Genomic DNA, 20525 nt, shown 5'->3' on the forward strand with positions numbered 1-20525 from the left:
CCAAAGTCGTTGGAGTTGCAGCATCGCTGCCGCTGCAAGTTCAAAGGGTAGAAGTGCTATCTAAAATTCAAACTGATAAGTAGTTTGATGCTGATAGCAATCCCCAGAGCTCAACACCCCATTGTTGAGTCCCCATTCTGGTTTGTTTGGCCCGTCTGGAAAGTACTGCGTTTCCAATGCTAGGCCGTCATAGCGTTCGTAAGTTTTACTTGCACCTGGCGTACCGGCTAAGAAATTACCTGAATAAAACTGGATGGCAGGCTTGGTGGTTTTCACCTTCATCACCACATCTTCTTTTGGTGCAATTAAAACCGCAGCGACAGATACGCCATCGGTCACTTCAGGCATGAATACAAAGGCGTGATCGTAGCCACCAGCGGTTTTCTGATCTTGCTCAGCAAGAAATTCTTGGCCAATCGATTTTGGCTCGGTGAAGTCGAAACTGGTACCCGAAACTGGCTTTTGTTCACCGGAAGGAATTAACCCCGCATCCGTTGGCAAGTAATGCCCAGCATTGAGCTGTAAAGTATGATCCAAACTTTTCGCGCGGCTCGCCTCACCAGCCAAGTTAAAGTAGGCGTGATTGGTTAAATTCACTGGCGATGTTTTGTCGGTCTTAGCATCATAGGCGATAGCTAGTTCATTCTCGTCAGTGAGCGTGTACGTCACCTTCACATCGAGGTTTCCCGGATAGCCTTGGTCACCGTCCGAGGAGCGAAGTGAAAAAGTGACCTGTTGATCATTTTGCTCTTCAACCTTCCAGCGGCGTTTATCAAACCCTTCCAGCCCACCGTGCAGTGAGTTTTCACCGTTATTGATACCAAGTTGATACTTCTCTCCGTCTATCTCAAACTGCCCTTTCGCAATTCGGTTAGCAAAGCGGCCAACAATGGAACCGAAGTAAGCGTCTTGCTTCATGTGTTCAGCCATATTTGGTGAGCGCAACAACACTTCACGGTTTTCACCATTTACCGGTAATGTGCAACTCAACCACGTCGCACCGATATCCATAAACGACGCTGTCATACCATTCGCGTTGGTCAAATGAATCAGAGTCGCAGTTTGGCCATCAAACGACGGCGTTTGCGCCATCGCTTGTTCTAGTTGTTGAAAATAGGCTTTCATCATCATTCCTTACAGCACTTCAACCAAACCCGCACCATTTTTGGCTTGGCAAACATAAATCGACTCTTTTAAGCCCGTAGCCGCTTGGTACTTCGCTTCAACTACCGCTTTCACGTCATCAACCAGTGCTGGCGGTACAAGTGCCACGATGCAACCACCAAAGCCACCGCCAGTCATGCGCACGCCGCCTTGATCGCCGATCACCTCTTTGACTATCTCCACCAGCGTATCGATTTCTTTTACCGTAATTTCGAAATCATCGCGCATCGAGGCATGAGACTCGGCCATCAGCTCGCCCATACGCTTCATGTCGTGTGCTTGTAGCGCTTGTGCCGCTTCCACAGTACGATCATTTTCTGTGATGACGTGACGTGCACGCTTGGCCACCATTTCATCCAGCTCAGCGACTTTCTCGTTGAACTGCTCAATCGTCACATCACGCAAAGCTTTCACACCGAAAATACGCGCCGCTTCTTCACATTGCTGACGACGAGTGTTGTATTCGCTGTCGACCAAACCACGTTTTTTATTCGAGTTGATGATCACGACAGCCATGTCTTCTGGCATAGAGACTGCTTCAGTTTCAAGGCTACGGCAATCTAATAGCATCGCATGATTTTCACGCCCTTCCGCTGAAATCATTTGATCCATGATGCCGCAGTTGCAACCGACGAATTCGTTCTCAGCTTGCTGACCGTTTAACGCAATTTCGGCTTGGCTGATCTCAAGATTGAACAGCACTTTGAACGTCTGGCCAATCACCACTTCCAACGCCGCCGATGAGCTCAAACCCGCGCCTTGAGGCACGTTGCCGCTGACTGAAATATCCGCCCCAGTAAACTGGTAGCCACGCGCCAGAAGACACTTCACCACGCCGCGAATGTAGTTCGCCCACATTTTGTCTTGCTGGAAGGTAATGGCTTGCGTGATATCGAATTCGTCCACTGCGTTACCGTAATCGACCGACACCACACGCACAATATTGTCTTCACGCTTTGCCGCCGCCACGACCGTTTGGTAGTTAATGGCACACGGTAGGACAAAACCATCGTTGTAATCGGTGTGCTCACCAATCAAGTTCACACGACCAGGCGCTTGGATAATATGGCTAGGTGCGTAGCCCAACACTTGCTCAAATGACGCTTTCACATTTTGGATAAGTTCAGACATAGGGACGTTCTCTTAAAATAGTAATTTGTGTGGGATAGCGCGTTGAGCCTAACTTTCTATCTGTAAAGTCGCGCTATCCCGTTATTCGTAATCAGTCCAATTTAAAGACTTAGCATTCTTTGTAGTGAACATCACTCACATCACGCAGACGCTGCGCAGCTTGCTCTGCGGTGAGGTCACGTTGGCTTTCTGCCAGCATTTCGTAGCCCACCATGAACTTACGAACCGTGGCACTGCGCAGTAGTGGTGGATAAAAAAGTGCATGAAGCTGCCAATGGTCGATGTCTGTGCCTTCGTCAAAAAACGGCGCGTAGTGCCAGCCCATCGAGTAAGGGAAAGAGCATTGGAATAAATTGTCGTAACGGCTGGTCAGCTTCTTAATCGCTAGCGCTAAATCGTCTCGTTGCTCATCGCTGAGTTCGCTCATGCGACGAATGTGCGTTTTCGGCAACAACATGGTTTCGAACGGCCAAGCAGCCCAGTAAGGCACCACCGCCAGCCAGTGTTCGGTTTCCACCACAATACGTGAACCGTCTTTGAGTTCCGCTTGTACGTAATCCACCAGCAAGTTGCTGCCGTGTTCTTGGTAGTAGGCTTTTAGGTTGTGCTCTTTACGCTCGATTTCATTTGGTAAGAAGCTGTTCGCCCAGATTTGACCGTGCGGATGAGGCTGAGAACAGCCCATGGTTTCGCCTTTGTTCTCGAACGCCTGAACCCAAATGTATTCCTTGCCGAGCTCTTCAATTTGCTCATTCCATGTGTCAATCACGCCACGAATTTTATCCACAGGCAGCTCCGGTAAGGTTTTGCTGTGATCTGGCGAGAAGCAAATCACTCGGCTCAAACCACGCACGCCTTGCGTTTTGAATAGCGGGTTGTTTGACTCCGGTGCATCTGGTGAATCCACCATCAGCGCAGCAAAATCGTTATTGAACACATAGGTGCCTTGGTAATCTGGATTAACATCGCCAGAGATACGTTCGTTGGTTGGACAAAGGAAACATTTATCGTCATAGCTTGGTAGCTCATCCAATGCGGGCTTTTCATCTGCGCCGCTCCAAGGGCGTTTTGCACGGTGAGGTGAAACCAAAATCCATTGCCCAGTCAGAGGGTTGTAACGGCGGTGTGGATGATCCACTGGGTTAAATTCGACATTCGACATGTTACTTACTCAACTCTTTAAAATTCTTCAAACTCAGCTTCCCAAAACCGTGAGAAGCGCAGATGGCAACGCGCGACTACAATTATTCTGGGGAATAGCCACTAGGGTTATTTGACTGCCAGTTCCACGTATCGGCGGTCATTTCAGCCACCGTGCGTGTTGCTTTCCAGCCTAGTTCACGCTCAGCTTTTTCCGTGCTTGCCCAACATTCAGCAATATCCCCAGGACGACGCGGGCATAACTCGTAAGGCACTGGTTTACCGCAAGCGGTCGCGAACGCATCCACCATCTCAAGTACGCTCGAGCCTTTACCTGTACCTAAGTTGTAAATGTGCAAACCCGATGTTTCCCCCACCGATTTCAATGCCGCAATATGGCCGTCGGCCAAATCCATCACATGGATGTAATCACGTACACCAGTGCCGTCTGGTGTTGGGTAGTCGCTACCGAATACCGAGAGTTTTTCTCGGCGACCAACAGCGACTTGGGCGATAAATGGCATCAGGTTATTGGGAATGCCTTGTGGGTCTTCCCCCATGCAGCCCGAAGGGTGCGCACCAACTGGGTTGAAGTAACGCAGTAAGGTGATGCTCCAGTCGTTTTCAGCATGGAACAGATCGCTTAAACACTGCTCCACCATATATTTGCTGCGTCCGTATGGATTGGTGGTTGCGCCTGTTGGTGAATCTTCCGTAATCGGCACTATTTCAGGGTCACCGTAAACCGTTGCCGATGAGCTGAATACGATGCTTTTCACGCCCGCTTTACGCATGCTGCGCGCCAACACCAATGAGCCATTGACGTTGTTGTCGTAGTACTCAAGTGGTTTTGCCACCGATTCGCCAACCGCTTTGAGGCCAGCAAAGTGGATCGCGGCTTGGATGTCGTGCTGCGCGAATACCGTATCCAAAAAGGCTTCGTCACGGATGTCACCTTGGTGGAACGCAGGCTGTTTGCCAGTCAGCGCTTCAATACGGTTTAACACTTCCAGTTTGGCGTTACACAAGTTATCAACGATGATAGGTTCCATTCCCGCTTCAATCATCTGAACGCAAGTGTGACTACCGATGTATCCCATACCGCCTGTGACAAGAACTTTCACTTTTGCTTCTCCACGTTTGCTGCTTTCTGTTCATACCTCACTCTGATGCGCTAAAAGCCAATCGCCATTGCATCGAATCGGTACGCCCATTTCTTAACTGGCTAAAAGTCTAGCAACCAATCTCGATCCAGATCCGTGATCGAATTCAAATTGTGTAAACGTTTCCACAAAATTGCACAAAAGCCTTATTTTAGATGCTGACTTTAGTTAAATTAAACCAGGAGGATGATGAGCAGTGAAGATGAGTCGAGCAGATACCGCTCTCTTTCGTGGATCGCACGATTTTACTAAAAGTTTGTGCATCCCTAAGTAGCTGTTTACAATAGCCAGATTATTGAGTTCTCACTTGGACTGTGAGCAATGCCAACGGGAAATGTACATGGCAACACTAAAAGATATCGCCACTGAAGCGGGCGTCTCACTTGCAACCGTATCGCGAGTTTTGAATGACGATCCGACGTTGAGCGTTAAAGAAGAGACCAAACGCCGCATTTTAGAAATCGCAGAAAAGCTGGAGTACCGCACCAGCAGCTCGAAGAAAGCCACCAAAGAAGCCAAGCAAAAACATCACTTTTTGGCCTTGTACAATTACAAACAAGAAGCAGAAGTGAATGACCCGTACTACCTGTCGATTCGTCATGGGATTGAAACTCAGTGCGACAAACTCGGCATTACGCTAACCAATTGCTACAACAGCGAAGTTGATGTTGAAACGCAAAAGATCACGGGTGTCCTTTTAGTCGGGAAAGTCGACCAAAAGGTGGTCAATAAGTTACCTAAACGCCTAGCCGATAGCATCTGTTACATCGACTTTTCAGATCCAACTAGCCCTTACGATTGCGTTGATATCGACCTTGTAAGAATCAGCAAGCAAGTGGTTGATTTCTTTGTACAACAAGGCTACGAACGCATCGGCTTTATTGGTGGACAAGACGAGCCCAACACCGCAGACATTCGTGAAAATGCGTTTGTGGACTACGGCAGTCTAAAAGGTGTGGTTTCTGAAGACGATATTTATCGTGGCGATTTCTCTAGCTTGTCCGGTTATGACTTAGCGAAAGAGATGCTGGCCAAAGGCGATTTCCCAAAAGCGATGTTCATTGCTTCGGACTCCATTGCGATTGGTGTGTTACGTGCAGTGCATGAATTTGGTTTAAACATTCCTGATGATATTGCGCTGATCAGCGTGAACGACATTCCTACCGCGCGCTTTACCTTCCCACCTCTATCTACCGTTCGTATTCATTCTGAAATAATGGGTATTCAAGGCGTGAACTTGTTAGTAGAAAAATACCGTGACGGACGCGCACTGCCCCTTCAAGTGTACGTTCCAAGCAAGCTCAAACTACGCGGCACAACTCGATAAAAACACCTTCAATACTGTTCAAATAAAGCACTGAATTTTCAGTGCTTTTTTATTTCTTCTTTTATTTTCTACCGAATTTTTACTGTTTTTACTTTCCAAAACAATCTAGAACGCATTCCTTTACGCTGATCACATCTTGCTCAAAATTGGTCATTTAAAACGTGACTAAGTTAAAGTAAAACGTTTTCACCAATTTATTTTAGTAAAACTTTTACTAATATCTTTCTCAGATTATTTATAAGCATTTTTCACAATACATCGGCCGTTGTTTTTGCACTGATGTTGAGCCGGGTGAAACCAATCCGCATTCCAACATAAGCGCACCAAGCCGAGGGGAGATCAAAACGTGAACAATTGGGAAAACTTCCAACACTTACACGAGAATCGTATGGCACCGCGTGCGTACTTTTTCTCCTACGACTCTGTTCAGAGCGCACAAACCTTTCAACGTGAACTGAGTCGCCGCTTTATGTTGCTCAGCGGCCAATGGACATTCCGTTATTTCACCAACCCAATGTTGGTACCTGATGCGTTTTATTCACAAACAATGAACGACTGGGGACACATTACCGTCCCAAACATGTGGCAAATGGAAGGCCACGGCGATCTGCAATACACCGATGAAGGCTTCCCATTCCCGATCGACGTCCCGTTTGTACCAACCGACAACCCAACGGGCGCTTATCAACGCACATTTACACTTGGTCCACAGTGGGATAACCAACAAACCATCATCAAGTTCGATGGCGTGGAAACCTACTTTGAAGTGTACGTAAACGGCGAGTACGTCGGCTTTAGTAAAGGCAGCCGACTCACAGCGGAATTCGACATTTCCAAGTTCGTCCAACAAGGCGAAAACTTACTCTCTGTACGCGTGATGCAGTGGGCCGATTCCACTTACATTGAAGACCAAGACATGTGGTGGACGGCGGGGATATTCCGTGATGTTTACCTAATCGGAAAAGAGAACATTCACGTCCAAGACCTAACAATTCGCACCGATTTCGCCGACGATTACCAAAGTGCGACGCTCAGTGCTCAAATCGAATTGGAAAACCTTTCTACCGCTATCGCGTCTGGCTATACGCTGGAATACGCGCTGCATGATAAAGGCACTGTCGTAGCCAGTGGTCAATGCGATTCACTGACTATCCAAAACCACCACTCAACAAGCTTTGCGATTGATATGGTGAGCCCAACGCATTGGACGGCTGAAAATCCTTACCTTTACCACTTGTTCATTACCTTAAAAGATCACCAAGGCAACGTAGTGGAAGTGATCCCACAACGCGTGGGTTTCCGTGACATCAAAGTGCGTGATGGCCTGTTCTACATCAACAATCAATACGTGATGCTGCATGGTGTAAACCGTCATGACAACGACCACCTAAAAGGTCGCGCAGTGGGCATGGACCGCGTGGAAAAAGATCTGATTTTGATGAAGCAACACAACATCAACTCGGTTCGCACCGCACACTACCCGAACGACCCACGCTTCTACGAGTTATGTGATATTTACGGCCTGTTTGTGATGGCAGAAACCGATGTGGAAACCCACGGCTTTGCCAACGTTGACGACCTGAGCCGCATCACCAATGATCCTGCTTGGGAAGCGGTGTTTGTCGATCGCGCAGTGCGTCATGTTCATGCGCAAAAGAACCACCCTTCTATCATCATGTGGTCACTCGGTAACGAATCGGGTTATGGCTGTAACATCCGTGCGATGTATACCGCGACCAAAGCCATTGATGACACCCGTTTGGTTCACTACGAAGAAGACCGCGATGCTGAAGTGGTGGATGTGATTTCCACTATGTACTCACGCGCTCAACTGATGAATTACTTTGGTGAACACCCACACGAGAAGCCACGCATCATCTGCGAATACGCACACGCGATGGGGAACGGGCCGGGTGGTTTAACCGAATACCAAAACGTGTTCTATGCGCACGACCACATTCAAGGTCACTACGTTTGGGAATGGTGTGATCACGGCATTCTAGCGCGTGATGAGCACGGCCAAGAGTTCTACAAATACGGCGGCGATTATGGCGACTACCCAAACAACTACAACTTCTGCATGGATGGTCTGATTTACCCAGATCAAACCCCGGGCCCTGGCCTGAAAGAATACAAACAAGTCATTGCACCGGTGAAAATCCGCGCCGTTGAAGGTTGTCATGACCGCTTTATCGTTGAGAACAAATTGTGGTTCACCAACCTCGATGATTACACCATTACTGCTGACGTGCGTGCCGAAGGTGAAACCCTGCGTAGCGTGCAATTCAAAGTCGAAGCTTTGGTCGCCAACAGCGAACGTGAAGTGACCATCGACTTGCCAGAATTGGATGAGCGCGAAGCCTTTGTGAACTTCACCGTACGCAAAGACAGTCGCACGCTTTACAGCGAAGCCAACCATGAAATTGCGGTGTATCAGTTCCAACTGAAAGAAAACACCGCGACGTTGCCTGCGCTGGTCAACCACAATATTCAACCCTTGGTGCTTGAAGAAAGCCGCCTAGAGCACGTGATCACAGGTCATAACTTCACGCTTACCTTCTCCAAAGTAAACGGCAAGCTGACTTCTTGGCGCGTAAATGGCGAAGAGATCATTCAATCTGAGCCGAGACTGAACTTCTTCAAACCGATGATTGATAACCACAAACAAGAGTATGAAGGTTTGTGGCACCCAGCGCATCTGCAAATCATGCAGGAGCACTTCCGCACACTTGCTGTGGAAGCAACCGATGATTCCGTCTTAATTACGACCACCAGCATCATTGCGCCGCCGGTCTTTGATTTTGGCATGCGTTGTACCTATCGCTATCAAATCAATGCTCAAGGCCATTTGAACGTGGAACTGAGTGGCGAGCGCTACGGCGACTACCCTCACGTGATTCCGGTCATCGGCTTGGATTTGGGCATCAACGGCAGCTTTGATCAAGTGAGTTACTACGGTCGTGGCCCAGAAGAAAACTACCAAGACAGTTGCCAAGCCAACCTCATTGATATTTACCACAGCACCGTCGAGGACATGTTCGAGAACTACCCGTTCCCGCAAAACAACGGCAACCGCCAACACGTGCGCTGGGCCTCACTCACCAACCGTCATGGCACAGGGTTATTGGTGAAACCTCAGCAAGAAATCAACTTTAGCGCGTGGTTCTACACCAACCAAAATCTGCATGAAGCGCAACATACGATCGAGCTAGAAAAGAGTGGCTACATCACCCTTAACCTTGACCATCAAGTGATGGGGTTAGGCTCGAACTCATGGGGCAGTGAAGTGCTCGACTCTTACCGCGTGTACATGGACGAGTTCCGTTACGGTTTGACGCTGATGCCACTGCAAGCAGGCGATTGCAACGCACACGTGATGGCAAACCATGATTTCGATAACGCATTTTTCACTCAAACCAATACTCAATCAGTCAACGAGGCGTAACCCATGATCGTGTTAGACAGCTTAGAGCAATTCAAACAGGTATATCGCAACGGTCGTAAATGGAACCGCTGTGTGGAAGCCATTGGCAACATCGGAAACATCAAAGATGGCGTGATGCACTCGATTGGCGATTCACTGGTTTACATGGTTGAAGATGGCATCGCGAAACAAACCGAAATGTTCATCGGTAACCGTCGTTACTTCGATGTGCATTACTACCTCGAAGGCCGAGAAAGCGTTGAGTTCGCGGATAAAACCGCGTTAACACTAGAACAAGCTTATCGTGATGAAACCGACCGCGAATTTTTTTCTGGTCAGGGTGAAACACGTGAGCTTTGCGAAGGCCAAGTGGCGATTTTTGAAAACAGTGAAGCGTACCGCTTCCACGGAGACAACCGCGTAAGAAAAGTCGTGCTCAAAGTGACCATCGAAGATGGCTACTTCCTAAATAAATAAAACAAGAGAAGGGCTGTGGTCACAGCATTACAAGCCCTTCCTCCCTACAATTCCAACGTGATTCACCGGAGATAGAACATGTCTGAATCCAAACGTAATACGATAGGCAAATTCGGGTTGTTGTCCCTCACCTTTGCTGCAGTATTTAGCTTTAATAACGTAATCAATAACAACATCGAGATCGGTCTAGCTTCTGCGCCAATGTTCTTTCTGGCGACCATTTTTTATTTCATCCCTTTCTGTTTGATCATCGCAGAATTCGTATCTCTGAATAAAGATTCTGAAGCGGGTGTCTACGCATGGGTAAAAAGCTCACTCGGCGGTCGCTGGGCGTTTATCTCTGCCTACACTTATTGGTTCGTTAACCTATTCTTCTTCACGTCTTTGCTACCGCGCGTTATCGCTTATGCGTCTTACGCGTTCTTAGGCTATGAATACATTCTGACGCCATTCACCACTACCGTGCTCAGTATGATTTTGTTTGCGTTTGCGACCTACGTATCGACAAACGGCGCGAAAATGTTGGGGCCAATTACGTCGGTGACCTCCTCCCTCATGCTGCTACTGACAATGTCGTACATTTTACTGGCTGGCGCAGCGTTGATCGGCGGCGTAGAACCGGCTGACCCAATTACTGTAGAAGCGATGATCCCTGATTTCAGCTGGGCATTTTTAGGCATTACTACATGGATCTTTATGGCGGCAGGCGGTGCGGAATCGGTCGCGGTTTACGTAAACGATGTGAAAGGCGGCTCGAAATCGTTCGTTAAAGTCATCATCATCGCAGGTATCTTTATCGGTGTGCTTTACTCAGTCGCGTCTGTTTTGATTAACGTGTTTGTTCCTAGCGAAACCCTAAAATACACGGGTGGCTCGGTACAAGTATTTGAAGGTTTGGCTGCGTACTTTGGTTTGCCAGAAGTATTGATGAACCGCTTTGTAGGCTTGGTATCCTTTACCGCTATGTTTGGCTCTCTACTGATGTGGACAGCAACGCCAGTGAAAATCTTCTTCTCTGAGATTCCAGAAGGCATTTTTGGTAAGAAAACCGTAGAGCTGAACGAAAACGGCGTACCAGCTCGCGCAGCTTGGTATCAGTTCCTTATCGTCATTCCATTGATGATCATCCCAACATTAGGTTCTAACACCGCTCAAGATTTGATGAATACCGTGATCAACATGACCGCTGCCGCCTCGATGCTGCCACCACTGTTCATCATGCTGGCGTACCTGAATCTGCGCTTGAAACTGGATCACGTCGAGCGTGATTTCAAAATGGGCTCACGCAAAATGGGCATCGCTACCGTATCGGTACTGATCGCTATCTTTACGGTTGGTTTCTTAGCATCGACCTTCCCTACTGGGGCCGACATCATGACCATCATTTTCTACAACGTTGGCGGTATCGTGATTTTCCTTGGCTTTGCTTGGTGGAAGTACAACCAATACGAAAAATCATTGAATCAAGAAGAGCGTATAAAAGAAGCCGCGCCAGCTTCGCAAGCGGTATAACACAGACTCTCAATGACAAACATTCTGGGCACCCTTTGGTGCCCTTTTTTATATGTGAGAGGTGATGGTCGAAGAAACCAACTCGCGTAGCCAAATGCCTTTGTCTTCATTGTTTCGGCTTGAATGCCACAGCATGGCAATATCAAAATCCGCAACGGCGATCGGCGGCTTAATAGTAATGAGATCGTCCGAAAAGCCCTCCGCCAACGCCATTTTTTCTGGCACGATGGCAATGAGATCGCGCTTTTTCAATAAATGCCGAATAGTGAGAAAGTTGCGCGACGCCACGGTGACTTTACGGCTCAAGCCATGCTCTGCGAGCTTTTGGTCTACTTGTGTCTTTAAGCTCCCATCGGGACTTACCAGAGCTTGCTCTATGTTCGCGAACGCTTCCAGAGATAGCTGTGTTTCCCCTTTCAATACCTGTTTATCACACATACACACGTGTTTTTCCGTGTACAAGTACAAGCTCTCAAAGTTGTCATCCAACACTGGCATGCTGCCAATAATGACATCGAGCTTTTCGTGCTCAGTTAATGCCACGTAGTTGCTACGATTGACGTTAATAAAACTGATCTGCGCCTCTGGTGCGCGCTGACGTATTTCGTCATAAAGCCGAGGAGCAAAAATAAACTCGGCATAATCCGTTAACCCAATGCGACATACACCCGCGTAATTTTCAGGTTGGAAGGCAGACTTAGTGAGCAAGTCTTTGGCGATAGAGTCCAGCAAATGATGCACGGTTGGCGCGATGTGGTGAGCGTGCTCGGTGGGCTCCATCTTGTGCCCTTTTCGCTCAAAAAGCGGGTCGTCAAACAACAACCTTAAACGAGATAAACTATGACTCATCGCCGACTGGCTAACGTAACTTTTCTCTGCCGCGACGCTAACGCTTCGATAGCGATACAAGTAGGAAAACGTCACCAATAAGTTCAAGTCAATGTTGCGCCACTGAATGTCCTCTTTCACCTCAACACCCTCATCCCATTTCATTCATAAATGAAATTAAATCTATCAATTTGAGTCATTTTAGAGCATCCGATAAATTAGCAGCAATGCTTTTAGATAAACAGGCTCGACATGTTCACCATCTTCAAAACTTTTTTCTGGCTGGGTTGGTTCAGCTTCGGCGGCCCTGCGGCTCATATTGGTTATTTTCGCCAAACCTTTGTTGAGAAACTGAAATGGCTTGATGACAGCGAGTACGCACAAATCGTCGCGCTCAGTCAGTTTTTGCCGGGACCCGGCTCAAGCCAAGTCGGCTTTGCTTTAGGCTATAAACGCGGCGGTTTAAGTGGCGCATGCGCAGCATTTGTCGGATTCACGCTTCCTTCGGTAATCATCATGTTGGCACTGGCGATGGTGAGCAGCCAAATCACCGACACCGCTGTGTTTCAAAACATAGTCCACGGCCTAAAACTGCTCGCAGTCGTGGTCGTGGCGGATGCGACTTGGGGCATGTACAAAAACTTCTGCCAAAGCAAACTAACCGCGGGTTTGTGCGTCGCGACTGCGATTGCGTTGCTGGTGGCACCAAGCATCATGACGCAAATGTTCGTGTTGCTCGCAGCAGGTTTTGTCGGCATGCGATATCTGCAGAAAGACTCCGCGCCATCAACCGAGCCGTTTAAACCGTCTATCGCGCCATTGGCTCTATTTGCGGTGCTTTTACTCGGCTTACCGTTAGTGGCTCATACGTTGCCTTTGCTTGGGCTGTTTAGTGATTTTTTCCAAGCTGGTAGCTTAGTGTTTGGTGGCGGTCATGTGGTTCTGCCGCTTCTGCAAAACATTGTTGGCGACCAGCTCAGCCAAGATGCATTTTTAACAGGCTACGCCGCTGCACAAGCTGTACCGGGGCCAATGTTCACCTTTGCGACTTTTATCGGTTATGAGCTTTCGGATACGCCAATTTTAGGCGCTCTGATCGCAACGCTTGGCGTATTCCTCCCAGGGTTTCTTTTACTGCTTGGCGTTCTTAAAAACTGGCAAGCACTGGCAGGCAAACCGCTGGTCTCCGGCGCCATCAACGGTGTAAATGCCTCGGTAGTAGGGTTACTACTCGCGGCACTTTACCAGCCAGTATTTAGCAGCGCAGTTGTTGCTCCCATCGACATGGCGTTAGTGATCGCGGGTTTCTATCTACATAAAAAACTCAACCTTTCGGTGCTATGGATGATCGTGTTTTTTGTGGCGGCAGGCCTTGTCACGGGCATGATGTAAAAATCTTAAACGACAAACTCTTAGCGGGCACTTAAATACAAGTGCCCGTTTTCTCAACTAAGCTTAATGACATTGGAAGGATAGAGATGACGGATCGTCGATGGAACAAGACAACAATTACCAGATCAACGTAAGTTGGCAGCAAAAAGCAGCGACTTGGCTCCAGTCTATGAAGAACGAGTTATTGATCGATAAGATTTTCTACACCTATTGCTTTATCTCGACTGCTGTCATTTATCTTTGTTCTTTATACCTCGATTTCCCTATTGATTACTCTTTTACCACTTACCTTGAAACGCTCATGCAAGCTTTGTATGTCACAGGTTTAAGCTGGTGTATCTATTATTATTTCTATCTCATACTGCGCAAAGAAAAACAGCCAGCAAAGCGCTTCATACGAAAACTGAAACATCTTATTTTTCCACTACACCGCCCTGTATCAGTGTTTGTTTCGATGATGGCACTTAACCTGATTTTCTCTAACCACACGTTTTTGAAATCGCTTATTCCAATCATCAATCCTTTTAAATGGGATCTAACCTTTGCGAATATTGATACGCTGTTGCACTTCGGCGTTGCACCTTGGGAATTGACCCATGCATTATTCTCCAATGCTTGGGCCTCACTGGTGCTAAACGTTGCCTACAACGCATGGTTTTTTTGTATGTGGGGTATACTCATCTTTTTCCTTATCTACAAAAAATACCCGTTGGTAAGGCAACAATTTTTACTCACGTTCGCATTGTCTTGGATGATTCTTGGTGTCTTCTTCGCCACGTTACTCTCTTCAGCAGGCCCTTGCTACGTGGAGCTTATTACTGGAGATGAACAGTTTGTTCCTCTGATGAAAACGCTCGAAGCCCAAAGCCAATATCTTACCAATGTGGACGCTGGGCAATTGTGGGCATTGCCTACACAGCAATATCTTTGGGATGAGTACATCGCGAATGCCAATGGTATTGGTTCTGGTATTTCGGCAATGCCGAGTTTGCACGTCTCCATTGCTGTTTTGATGGCGCTATCAATTTATAGACTCAACAAAACCATCGGCTACTTTGCTTACGCTTTCGCCGTCATCATTCAAATCGGTTCAGTACATTTAGCGTGGCATTATGCGATTGATGGCTACCTCGCAACACTCTTGACGGTGATGTTATGGAAGATAGTTGGTTGGGCTTTGCGGCGCTATGCTTCTTACCCTGAAAGAAGCGAATGAACGGCTAATTGAACAAACACCCTTGCAACGGACTACTCTCCATAAATGAAAAAGTCCCCAGAAATGAAAAAGCCACTCCATCTTGCTGAGTGGCTTTCTTTTTAAATAGACTGTGAAGTTATTGGAGAAGCGCTGTAGAGGTATCCCCTCGCTCTCTTACCATTGCCAATGCTCGCTCTAAGTTTTTATTTGCCAGTTCATAGTAGGCAGGATTCTTATCAATAGCCTGTTGTAGATAAGGAATCGCCTCGCCTGGTTTGCCTTGAAGGATCAAGAAGTAACCAACATTATTGAGTGCTTCCGGCTCTGTCATGTGTCGACTAAAAATACTCAGAGCTTGTCGTGGTTGATCTTTTGCCAGTGCAATGAGACCCAAGTTATTGATTCCCTTTTCATCCCCCGGCTTAATGCTCAGCGCAGCTTGAGTAAAGTGCGCCGCTTTTGAATAAGCTTTTTCCATGTAGTAGGAATAGCCTAGGCTGACTAAAGCATTGACGTTTCTTGAATCAATATCCAACGCTTTTCTAATTAATGCCTGCGCAATATCGTGGTCGCCACGAATGTCGTAAAGTACACCTAGACCAGAGTAAGCAGAAACCGGTGATTTATCATCATAGCGATACGTTGCAACGCTCTCAGCTGTAATGTTGTCTTTGGTGATAATCGGATCGCCATCCATACGAATTTGGTCAGCATTCAAAGCGCGGATGTAGTAACTCTTCCCGACGTCCTTTTCGCCACGTTTCGTATATAGAGTGCCAAGTTCTGTGAGGGAACCAATGTGATCAGGGTTCTCTGCTAAAGATGCTCGAAATGATTTATCCGCAAGTTCTGAATTCTCTCTTGCCAAATGGATACGCCCCACGGTGTATAAGGTTTTGTCTTTATGGACCGCATTCGGGAAAGAGAGCGAGCGAATGTATTCATACAACGCTAAGTCGACATTTTTATTGCTTAATGCAATATCCCCTCGAGAGATTGCCTCCTCCTCTGTTTTTGGAGGTTCATCATTGGTGAGTGACTCAACGGGCTTACCTGAGTACAGCGTTGAATCGAAGTCTGATGACTGTTCAGTTGTTGAACATGCGGTAAGCACCAACAACGAGATGATGACGTATTTCTTAATCCACATAACGATCCCTATTTTGCTTTTTAATTAGAAAATGCCTCAGCCAATGAAATTAACGCAGGTCCAATAGCCACGATGAAAAAACATGGCCAAATAAACAGCACCATTGGAAACATCATTTTGACTGGGATTTTTGCAGCAATTTCTTCTGCTGCTTGTTGACGCTTATCCCTATAGTCTTCGGTATACTCACGCAAGGAGTTGACTAAGCTCCCACCTATTCGAGAGGCGTGGCTAAGCATGCTCACCAGCCCCATCAATTCTTCTAACCCTGTCCTTAATACTAGCTCTCTTAAGGCTTCAGGCATTGGTTTACCCGCTTTAATTTTGTTGCACACCGTGTCTATTTCATCGGCAAGCTCTGGGTGAGATATAACCAGCTCGTCTGCAACGCGACGCAAAGCTGCATTAAAGCCAAGCCCTGACTCGGTACAAACCACCAGCAAATCGAGCATGTCGGGCACACCTGCACGAATCGCTTGCTGACGCTTGTTGACCATTCGGCGCAAAATAAAATCAGGAATCAGAAGCCCAATAAATACGGATAACGCCATGTAGGTGTACAGATATTTAGATTCCGGAATAGAGAAATACACCAGTGCTGCCACCATCACACCTAGTATTGTTGTGACCGATTTAATGGCATAAAACATCGACAAGGCATTGCTTTCATGAAACCCAGCATGCATCAGTTTATTGCGTGTCGTTTGGCGCTCTTTTTCACTGGTTGGCGAAGTTAAAGGCGCTAACGACTCCAATGTGTCAGCCATTTTTTTGTTGTGGTGAGAGACTTCTTTTTTGTCGCCAGACAGTTCGGCTAACTTTCTTTTAATTGGCGAATTAACCCCAATAATTATCGATCCTAGCGTCATCACCACTAACACGGTGGTGATGAGGATCAACCCCATGAGTAACGTCTCTTGGCCGACAGCAAAACCGTTTAACCATCCTTGAATGCTTTCCATAGCTACACCTCAATATTGACGATTTTACGAATCCACAGCGTGCCGATAAATAAGGCCACCATCCCACCAATCACCATTTTGATCCCCATTGGGTGCGTATGAAGCAGCTCAATATACTCAGGCCGAACGAGTGAAATAATGACGTACAACCCAAAAGGCGCCAATACTAATACCCATGCCGACATTCGAGATTCCGCAGAAATGGTTTTGATTTTTCGAGCGAGTTTGAAACGAGCACGTAGGATATGAGAGAGCTTTTCAATGTTTTCGACTAAGTTACCACCCGTTTCTTTTTGCAGTAACACCGCACTCGAGAAAGCAAGCATGGATACCGTAGGGGTTCTTTCTGACATTTGCATAATCGCCAAGCGGAGGTCATAACCATAGTTGAGTAAGTTAAAGGTATTCATGAACTCAGGGCCAAGCGGCGCACTGACCTCTCTGCCTACTTCCCCAAACGCTTGTGTAATTGGCTGACCGGCCTGTAGTACTCGCTTAATGATATCGAGCGCCTCTGGTAGTTGCTCTTCGAACTTCATTAAACGATCGGCAATTCTTTTCTGTAGGTAGAAGTAAACCGACACCCAACAAGCGACCGCAACACCGGCACAGAGGTACCAAACTTGCCCGAATAAGAACAGAAATAGCCCAACCGCAACCCCGCCGAGGAAGGTGAGAAAAATAAACCGACTGAACCCCATGTGTATCCCAGCCAATTCCAATTTCTTCTTAAAGTTATCGAATAGGCTGAACCTCACAAGCCATCGCTCTAATGGAGAAAGGTTTTTGAGCGAGTTTTCCCTTAGTAGGGAAATACTCTCTTGATCGATGTGTTTATGGCTTTCGTGTATCCGCTTAATTAACTGCTTATGCTTAACCTTTTTACCCGCAGAAGGCAAAATTAACGCCTGGCTAATAAAGAATACGGACAAAAAAAGCAGCACAAGAAAAAGGGGGAATTGACTATCCATAGCAATCTCCTAACGGGCTTTTTCATTGAATATTTCAAATGGTACGTCTAAGCCTCGTTTTACTAATTGGTCATGACAGCTTGGTACAATCCCTGTTGCCATGTAATCACCTAACACATTGCCTTCTTGATCGACCCCTCTTCTTTGGAAGGTGAAGATCTCCGACATGGTGATAACGTCGCCTTCCATGCCATTGATTTCTTGTACGCTGACCATGCGGCGTTTACCGTCTTCTTGGCGATCCATTTGCACGACAATATTGATGGCGGAGGCAATCTGCGCTCTCAAGTTTTTGGTCGACACATTCCAACCCGCCATCGAGAACATATTCTCAATACGGCTCAACGCATCCCTTGGTGTGTTCGCGTGAATGGTGGCCAGCGACCCATCATGACCCGTGTTCATTGCCGATAACATATCCACCGCTTCTGAGCCACGAACCTCACCAACAACTATCCGGTCAGGACGCATACGTAGCGAGTTTTTCACTAAATCGCGCTGAGATATTTCGCCTTTACCCTCGATGTTAGAAGGACGTGTTTCTAAGCGAATAATATGTGGTTGTTGGAGTTGTAACTCTGCCGAATCCTCAATGGTCACAATACGTTGATCACTTGGAATGAAGCCCGACAAAATATTCAGCGTGGTTGTTTTACCAGAGCCTGTACCACCAGATATCAGGATATTCATTTCCCCCACGACCGCAGCATTGAGAAACTTCGCCATCTCTGGAGATAACGAACCAAGCTCTAATAGGTTATCCATATTCAAACGTTCAACCGCAAAACGTCGAATAGAAACGGAAGGGCCATCAATGGCAAGAGGAGGAATAATCGCATTGAAACGCGAACCGTCTTTGAGTCGAGCATCCACCATTGGTGATGCTTCATCGATTCTTCGTCCAACCTGGCTAACAATGCGATCAATGATGTTGCGCAGATGGCGCTCATCTAAGAAGGTATGTGGCGTTTTCTCGAGCTTACCAAAACGTTCGACAAAGATATTTTTCGGACCATTGACCAAGATATCTGAAATCGTTGGGTCTTCAAGCAGCGGTTCCAGCGGCCCTAGACCAAACACTTCATCTTCAATTTGATGTATCACGCGATTGCGAGCTTCAGAGCTCAACGGGTGTGTTTGATCTTCAGCAATGAGCTGAACGACCGCTTCGCGTAACTCCTCTTTCGCGCGATCTTCTTGCAAGTGCGATAAAAGCCCGAGATCCAAGGTATCCAGTAGCTTTTTGTGATAGTAGTGTTTGATCGAGAGATCTTGTTCTAGCTGTTTTTTCTGCTCCTCGATCGCTTTCATCTTGGCTTCAACAGGCGATAAAGCCCTTTGCTCATCTGACGTATCTTCGTCAGATTTTGCCAACTCGACATTCACAACTTTGGATTCTTTTGTTTCATCTACGGAATTGAAAGAACTCCCGACGCCTTTCCGTTTGAAAAACATAACTCCCCCTTACTAAGAAAATAGTTTTTTGATCCAACTTTGATTCTCTTTGGTCGGACTTTCTAATAAGTGCGATATTTCAGCCAAAGAAGCTTTCAGCGCACTATTTTTCTTAGATTGAACAATTGGGTTACCCAAATTAGCGCTCTCGATAGCAATAGCAAAATTATTAGGTACTAAATGTATCGCATGTCCACTAACTGCATTTTCAATGTCTTTCAAAGATATTGTTGATTTCTTTTCAAAACGATTAACAATCAGTTCAACCTGATGACTACTTAAACCATAGTCTAATTCTAAAGAACGTATGTAGCTGACAGCATGCTTAACCGAAGTAACATTCTGCTGCATAATTAAAAAGATATGCGTAGCCGGAGAAACAATTTGTTGATAAACATGCTCAACACCATGAGACAAATCCACAATAATATGTGAGTAAAACTGTCTCAGAATAGGTAATAACTTACTGACTTGAACTGCATGTTTGTAGTTACCTTTAGGATCATTTTGGTTAAAACATAAATAATTCAAACCTGAAGGATGTTGATATACGAGACCTTCTAGTGATAACTCATCCAAATCATTAACAGAATCAATCACATCATTAATATTGTATTTTGGCTTACAGTTTAAATAATCGGCCGCATCACTAAACTGCATATCTAAGTCAATGAGCAATACTTTACTCTTCGCGTAACTTGACAGTTCTATCGCGGTGTTGATCGCCAGTGTTGTTGCACCCGAACCACCTTTTGTATTGATAAATAAAGTTAAATCGCCCATTTGTTTATTGGCAATCTTTTCGTCCGCCGTCGATTTTAATAGTGGATATAGTTCATCAAGATCAACAGAACGCGACAAATAATCTGTTGCGCCAAGCCTCAACGCCATTTTGAGAGATGCAGTATCGTTTTCATCACCAAAGACAATCAAAGCGGTGTGATTATGCTGTAAGCTACTGTCACTAGAGTACACATGAGCCACTTTCTGCGCCCAACTTTCTCCTGTTTCAATATAAATAAGATCGGGAATTTGCTTATTTTTTACAAAGTCCAAGTTAAAGGAACCTAGCTCTATCCAATCAATATTTAGATTGACACACCTTGATAATTCATCAGCAATGTGAATTTTAAAATTTGACGTAGAATAAACTATCCAAACAATCAAGTTTGTTTTTAAACTTTTATGCGTTTCATTATCCATTTTGACTGGTTTCAACATAAAGCTACTC

General features: G+C 46.4%; 16 protein-coding genes. 6 read left to right on the forward strand and 10 right to left on the reverse strand.

Features of this window, described 5'->3' with window-relative positions; translation table 11 throughout:
• Nucleotides 1-60: 60 nt before the first annotated feature.
• The 4 genes from galM to galE form a co-directional block, all read right to left on the reverse strand.
• The gene (galM, locus tag ACHFJ9_RS19400) at nt 61-1125 is read right to left on the reverse strand and encodes a galactose-1-epimerase (protein ID WP_395355998.1); all 1065 of its coding nucleotides are present in this window, start codon (nt 1123-1125) and stop codon (nt 61-63) included.
• A 9-nt stretch (nt 1126-1134) separates the two neighbouring features.
• The gene (gene galK, locus ACHFJ9_RS19405) at nt 1135-2295 is read right to left on the reverse strand and encodes a galactokinase (RefSeq protein ID WP_053312904.1); all 1161 of its coding nucleotides are present in this window, start codon (nt 2293-2295) and stop codon (nt 1135-1137) included.
• A 109-nt stretch (nt 2296-2404) separates the two neighbouring features.
• Entirely contained in the window at nt 2405-3457 is a 1053-nt protein-coding gene (locus ACHFJ9_RS19410) for a UDP-glucose--hexose-1-phosphate uridylyltransferase (RefSeq protein ID WP_374072991.1), read from the reverse strand.
• Nucleotides 3458-3539: 82 nt separating this feature from the next.
• Complete coding sequence (gene galE, locus ACHFJ9_RS19415) at nt 3540-4559, reverse strand: UDP-glucose 4-epimerase GalE (protein WP_395356000.1); 1020 nt, start codon at nt 4557-4559, stop codon at nt 3540-3542.
• Nucleotides 4560-4938: 379 nt separating this feature from the next.
• Between galE and ebgR the strand changes: the two genes are divergently transcribed.
• From ebgR to ACHFJ9_RS19435, 4 genes are all read left to right on the forward strand, one after another.
• Nucleotides 4939-5925: a transcriptional regulator EbgR gene (gene ebgR, locus ACHFJ9_RS19420; protein ID WP_395356002.1), complete on the forward strand. Its 987-nt coding sequence runs from the start codon at nt 4939-4941 to the stop codon at nt 5923-5925.
• A gap of 346 nt (nt 5926-6271) precedes the next feature.
• Entirely contained in the window at nt 6272-9370 is a 3099-nt protein-coding gene (gene ebgA / locus ACHFJ9_RS19425; protein WP_395356004.1) for a beta-galactosidase subunit alpha, read from the forward strand.
• 3 nt (nt 9371-9373) lie between these two features.
• The gene (locus ACHFJ9_RS19430; RefSeq protein ID WP_152811681.1) at nt 9374-9826 is read left to right on the forward strand and encodes a beta-galactosidase subunit beta; all 453 of its coding nucleotides are present in this window, start codon (nt 9374-9376) and stop codon (nt 9824-9826) included.
• 78 nt (nt 9827-9904) lie between these two features.
• Nucleotides 9905-11338 (forward strand): amino acid permease, encoded by a 1434-nt coding sequence (locus ACHFJ9_RS19435; RefSeq protein WP_395356006.1) that lies wholly within the window; start codon nt 9905-9907, stop codon nt 11336-11338.
• Between the two features lie 48 nt (nt 11339-11386).
• Here the strand turns inward: ACHFJ9_RS19435 and ACHFJ9_RS19440 are convergent, their stop codons facing one another.
• Nucleotides 11387-12307 (reverse strand): LysR family transcriptional regulator, encoded by a 921-nt coding sequence (locus tag ACHFJ9_RS19440; protein ID WP_079400319.1) that lies wholly within the window; start codon nt 12305-12307, stop codon nt 11387-11389.
• A gap of 111 nt (nt 12308-12418) precedes the next feature.
• Between ACHFJ9_RS19440 and chrA the strand changes: the two genes are divergently transcribed.
• Entirely contained in the window at nt 12419-13558 is a 1140-nt protein-coding gene (gene chrA, locus ACHFJ9_RS19445) for a chromate efflux transporter (RefSeq protein WP_395356009.1), read from the forward strand.
• 100 nt (nt 13559-13658) lie between these two features.
• On the forward strand, nt 13659-14774 hold the full coding sequence (locus ACHFJ9_RS19450) for a phosphatase PAP2 family protein (protein ID WP_150919348.1): 1116 nt from the start codon (nt 13659-13661) through the stop codon (nt 14772-14774).
• A gap of 118 nt (nt 14775-14892) precedes the next feature.
• On the opposite strand, the gene ACHFJ9_RS19455 is transcribed toward ACHFJ9_RS19450, so the two are convergent.
• The 5 genes from ACHFJ9_RS19455 to ACHFJ9_RS19475 are packed head-to-tail and all read right to left on the reverse strand — an operon-like array spanning nt 14893 to nt 20515.
• Nucleotides 14893-15906, reverse strand: coding sequence for a tetratricopeptide repeat protein (locus ACHFJ9_RS19455; protein ID WP_006742396.1), 1014 nt, complete (start codon nt 15904-15906; stop codon nt 14893-14895).
• Nucleotides 15907-15926: 20 nt separating this feature from the next.
• On the reverse strand, nt 15927-16868 hold the full coding sequence (locus ACHFJ9_RS19460; RefSeq protein WP_047008928.1) for a type II secretion system F family protein: 942 nt from the start codon (nt 16866-16868) through the stop codon (nt 15927-15929).
• 2 nt (nt 16869-16870) lie between these two features.
• Nucleotides 16871-17839 (reverse strand): type II secretion system F family protein, encoded by a 969-nt coding sequence (locus ACHFJ9_RS19465; RefSeq protein WP_006742394.1) that lies wholly within the window; start codon nt 17837-17839, stop codon nt 16871-16873.
• Nucleotides 17840-17848: 9 nt separating this feature from the next.
• The gene (locus ACHFJ9_RS19470) at nt 17849-19294 is read right to left on the reverse strand and encodes a CpaF family protein (protein ID WP_006742393.1); all 1446 of its coding nucleotides are present in this window, start codon (nt 19292-19294) and stop codon (nt 17849-17851) included.
• A gap of 12 nt (nt 19295-19306) precedes the next feature.
• Nucleotides 19307-20515 carry an AAA family ATPase gene (locus ACHFJ9_RS19475; protein ID WP_257887772.1) on the reverse strand — a complete coding sequence of 403 codons (1209 nt, stop codon included), beginning with the start codon at nt 20513-20515 and terminating at the stop codon, nt 19307-19309.
• Between the last annotated feature and the right edge of the window lie 10 nt (nt 20516-20525).

Origin of the sequence: Vibrio sp. D3 (assembly GCF_043995865.1) — a bacterium.
GTDB classification, from domain to species: domain Bacteria; phylum Pseudomonadota; class Gammaproteobacteria; order Enterobacterales; family Vibrionaceae; genus Vibrio; species Vibrio diabolicus.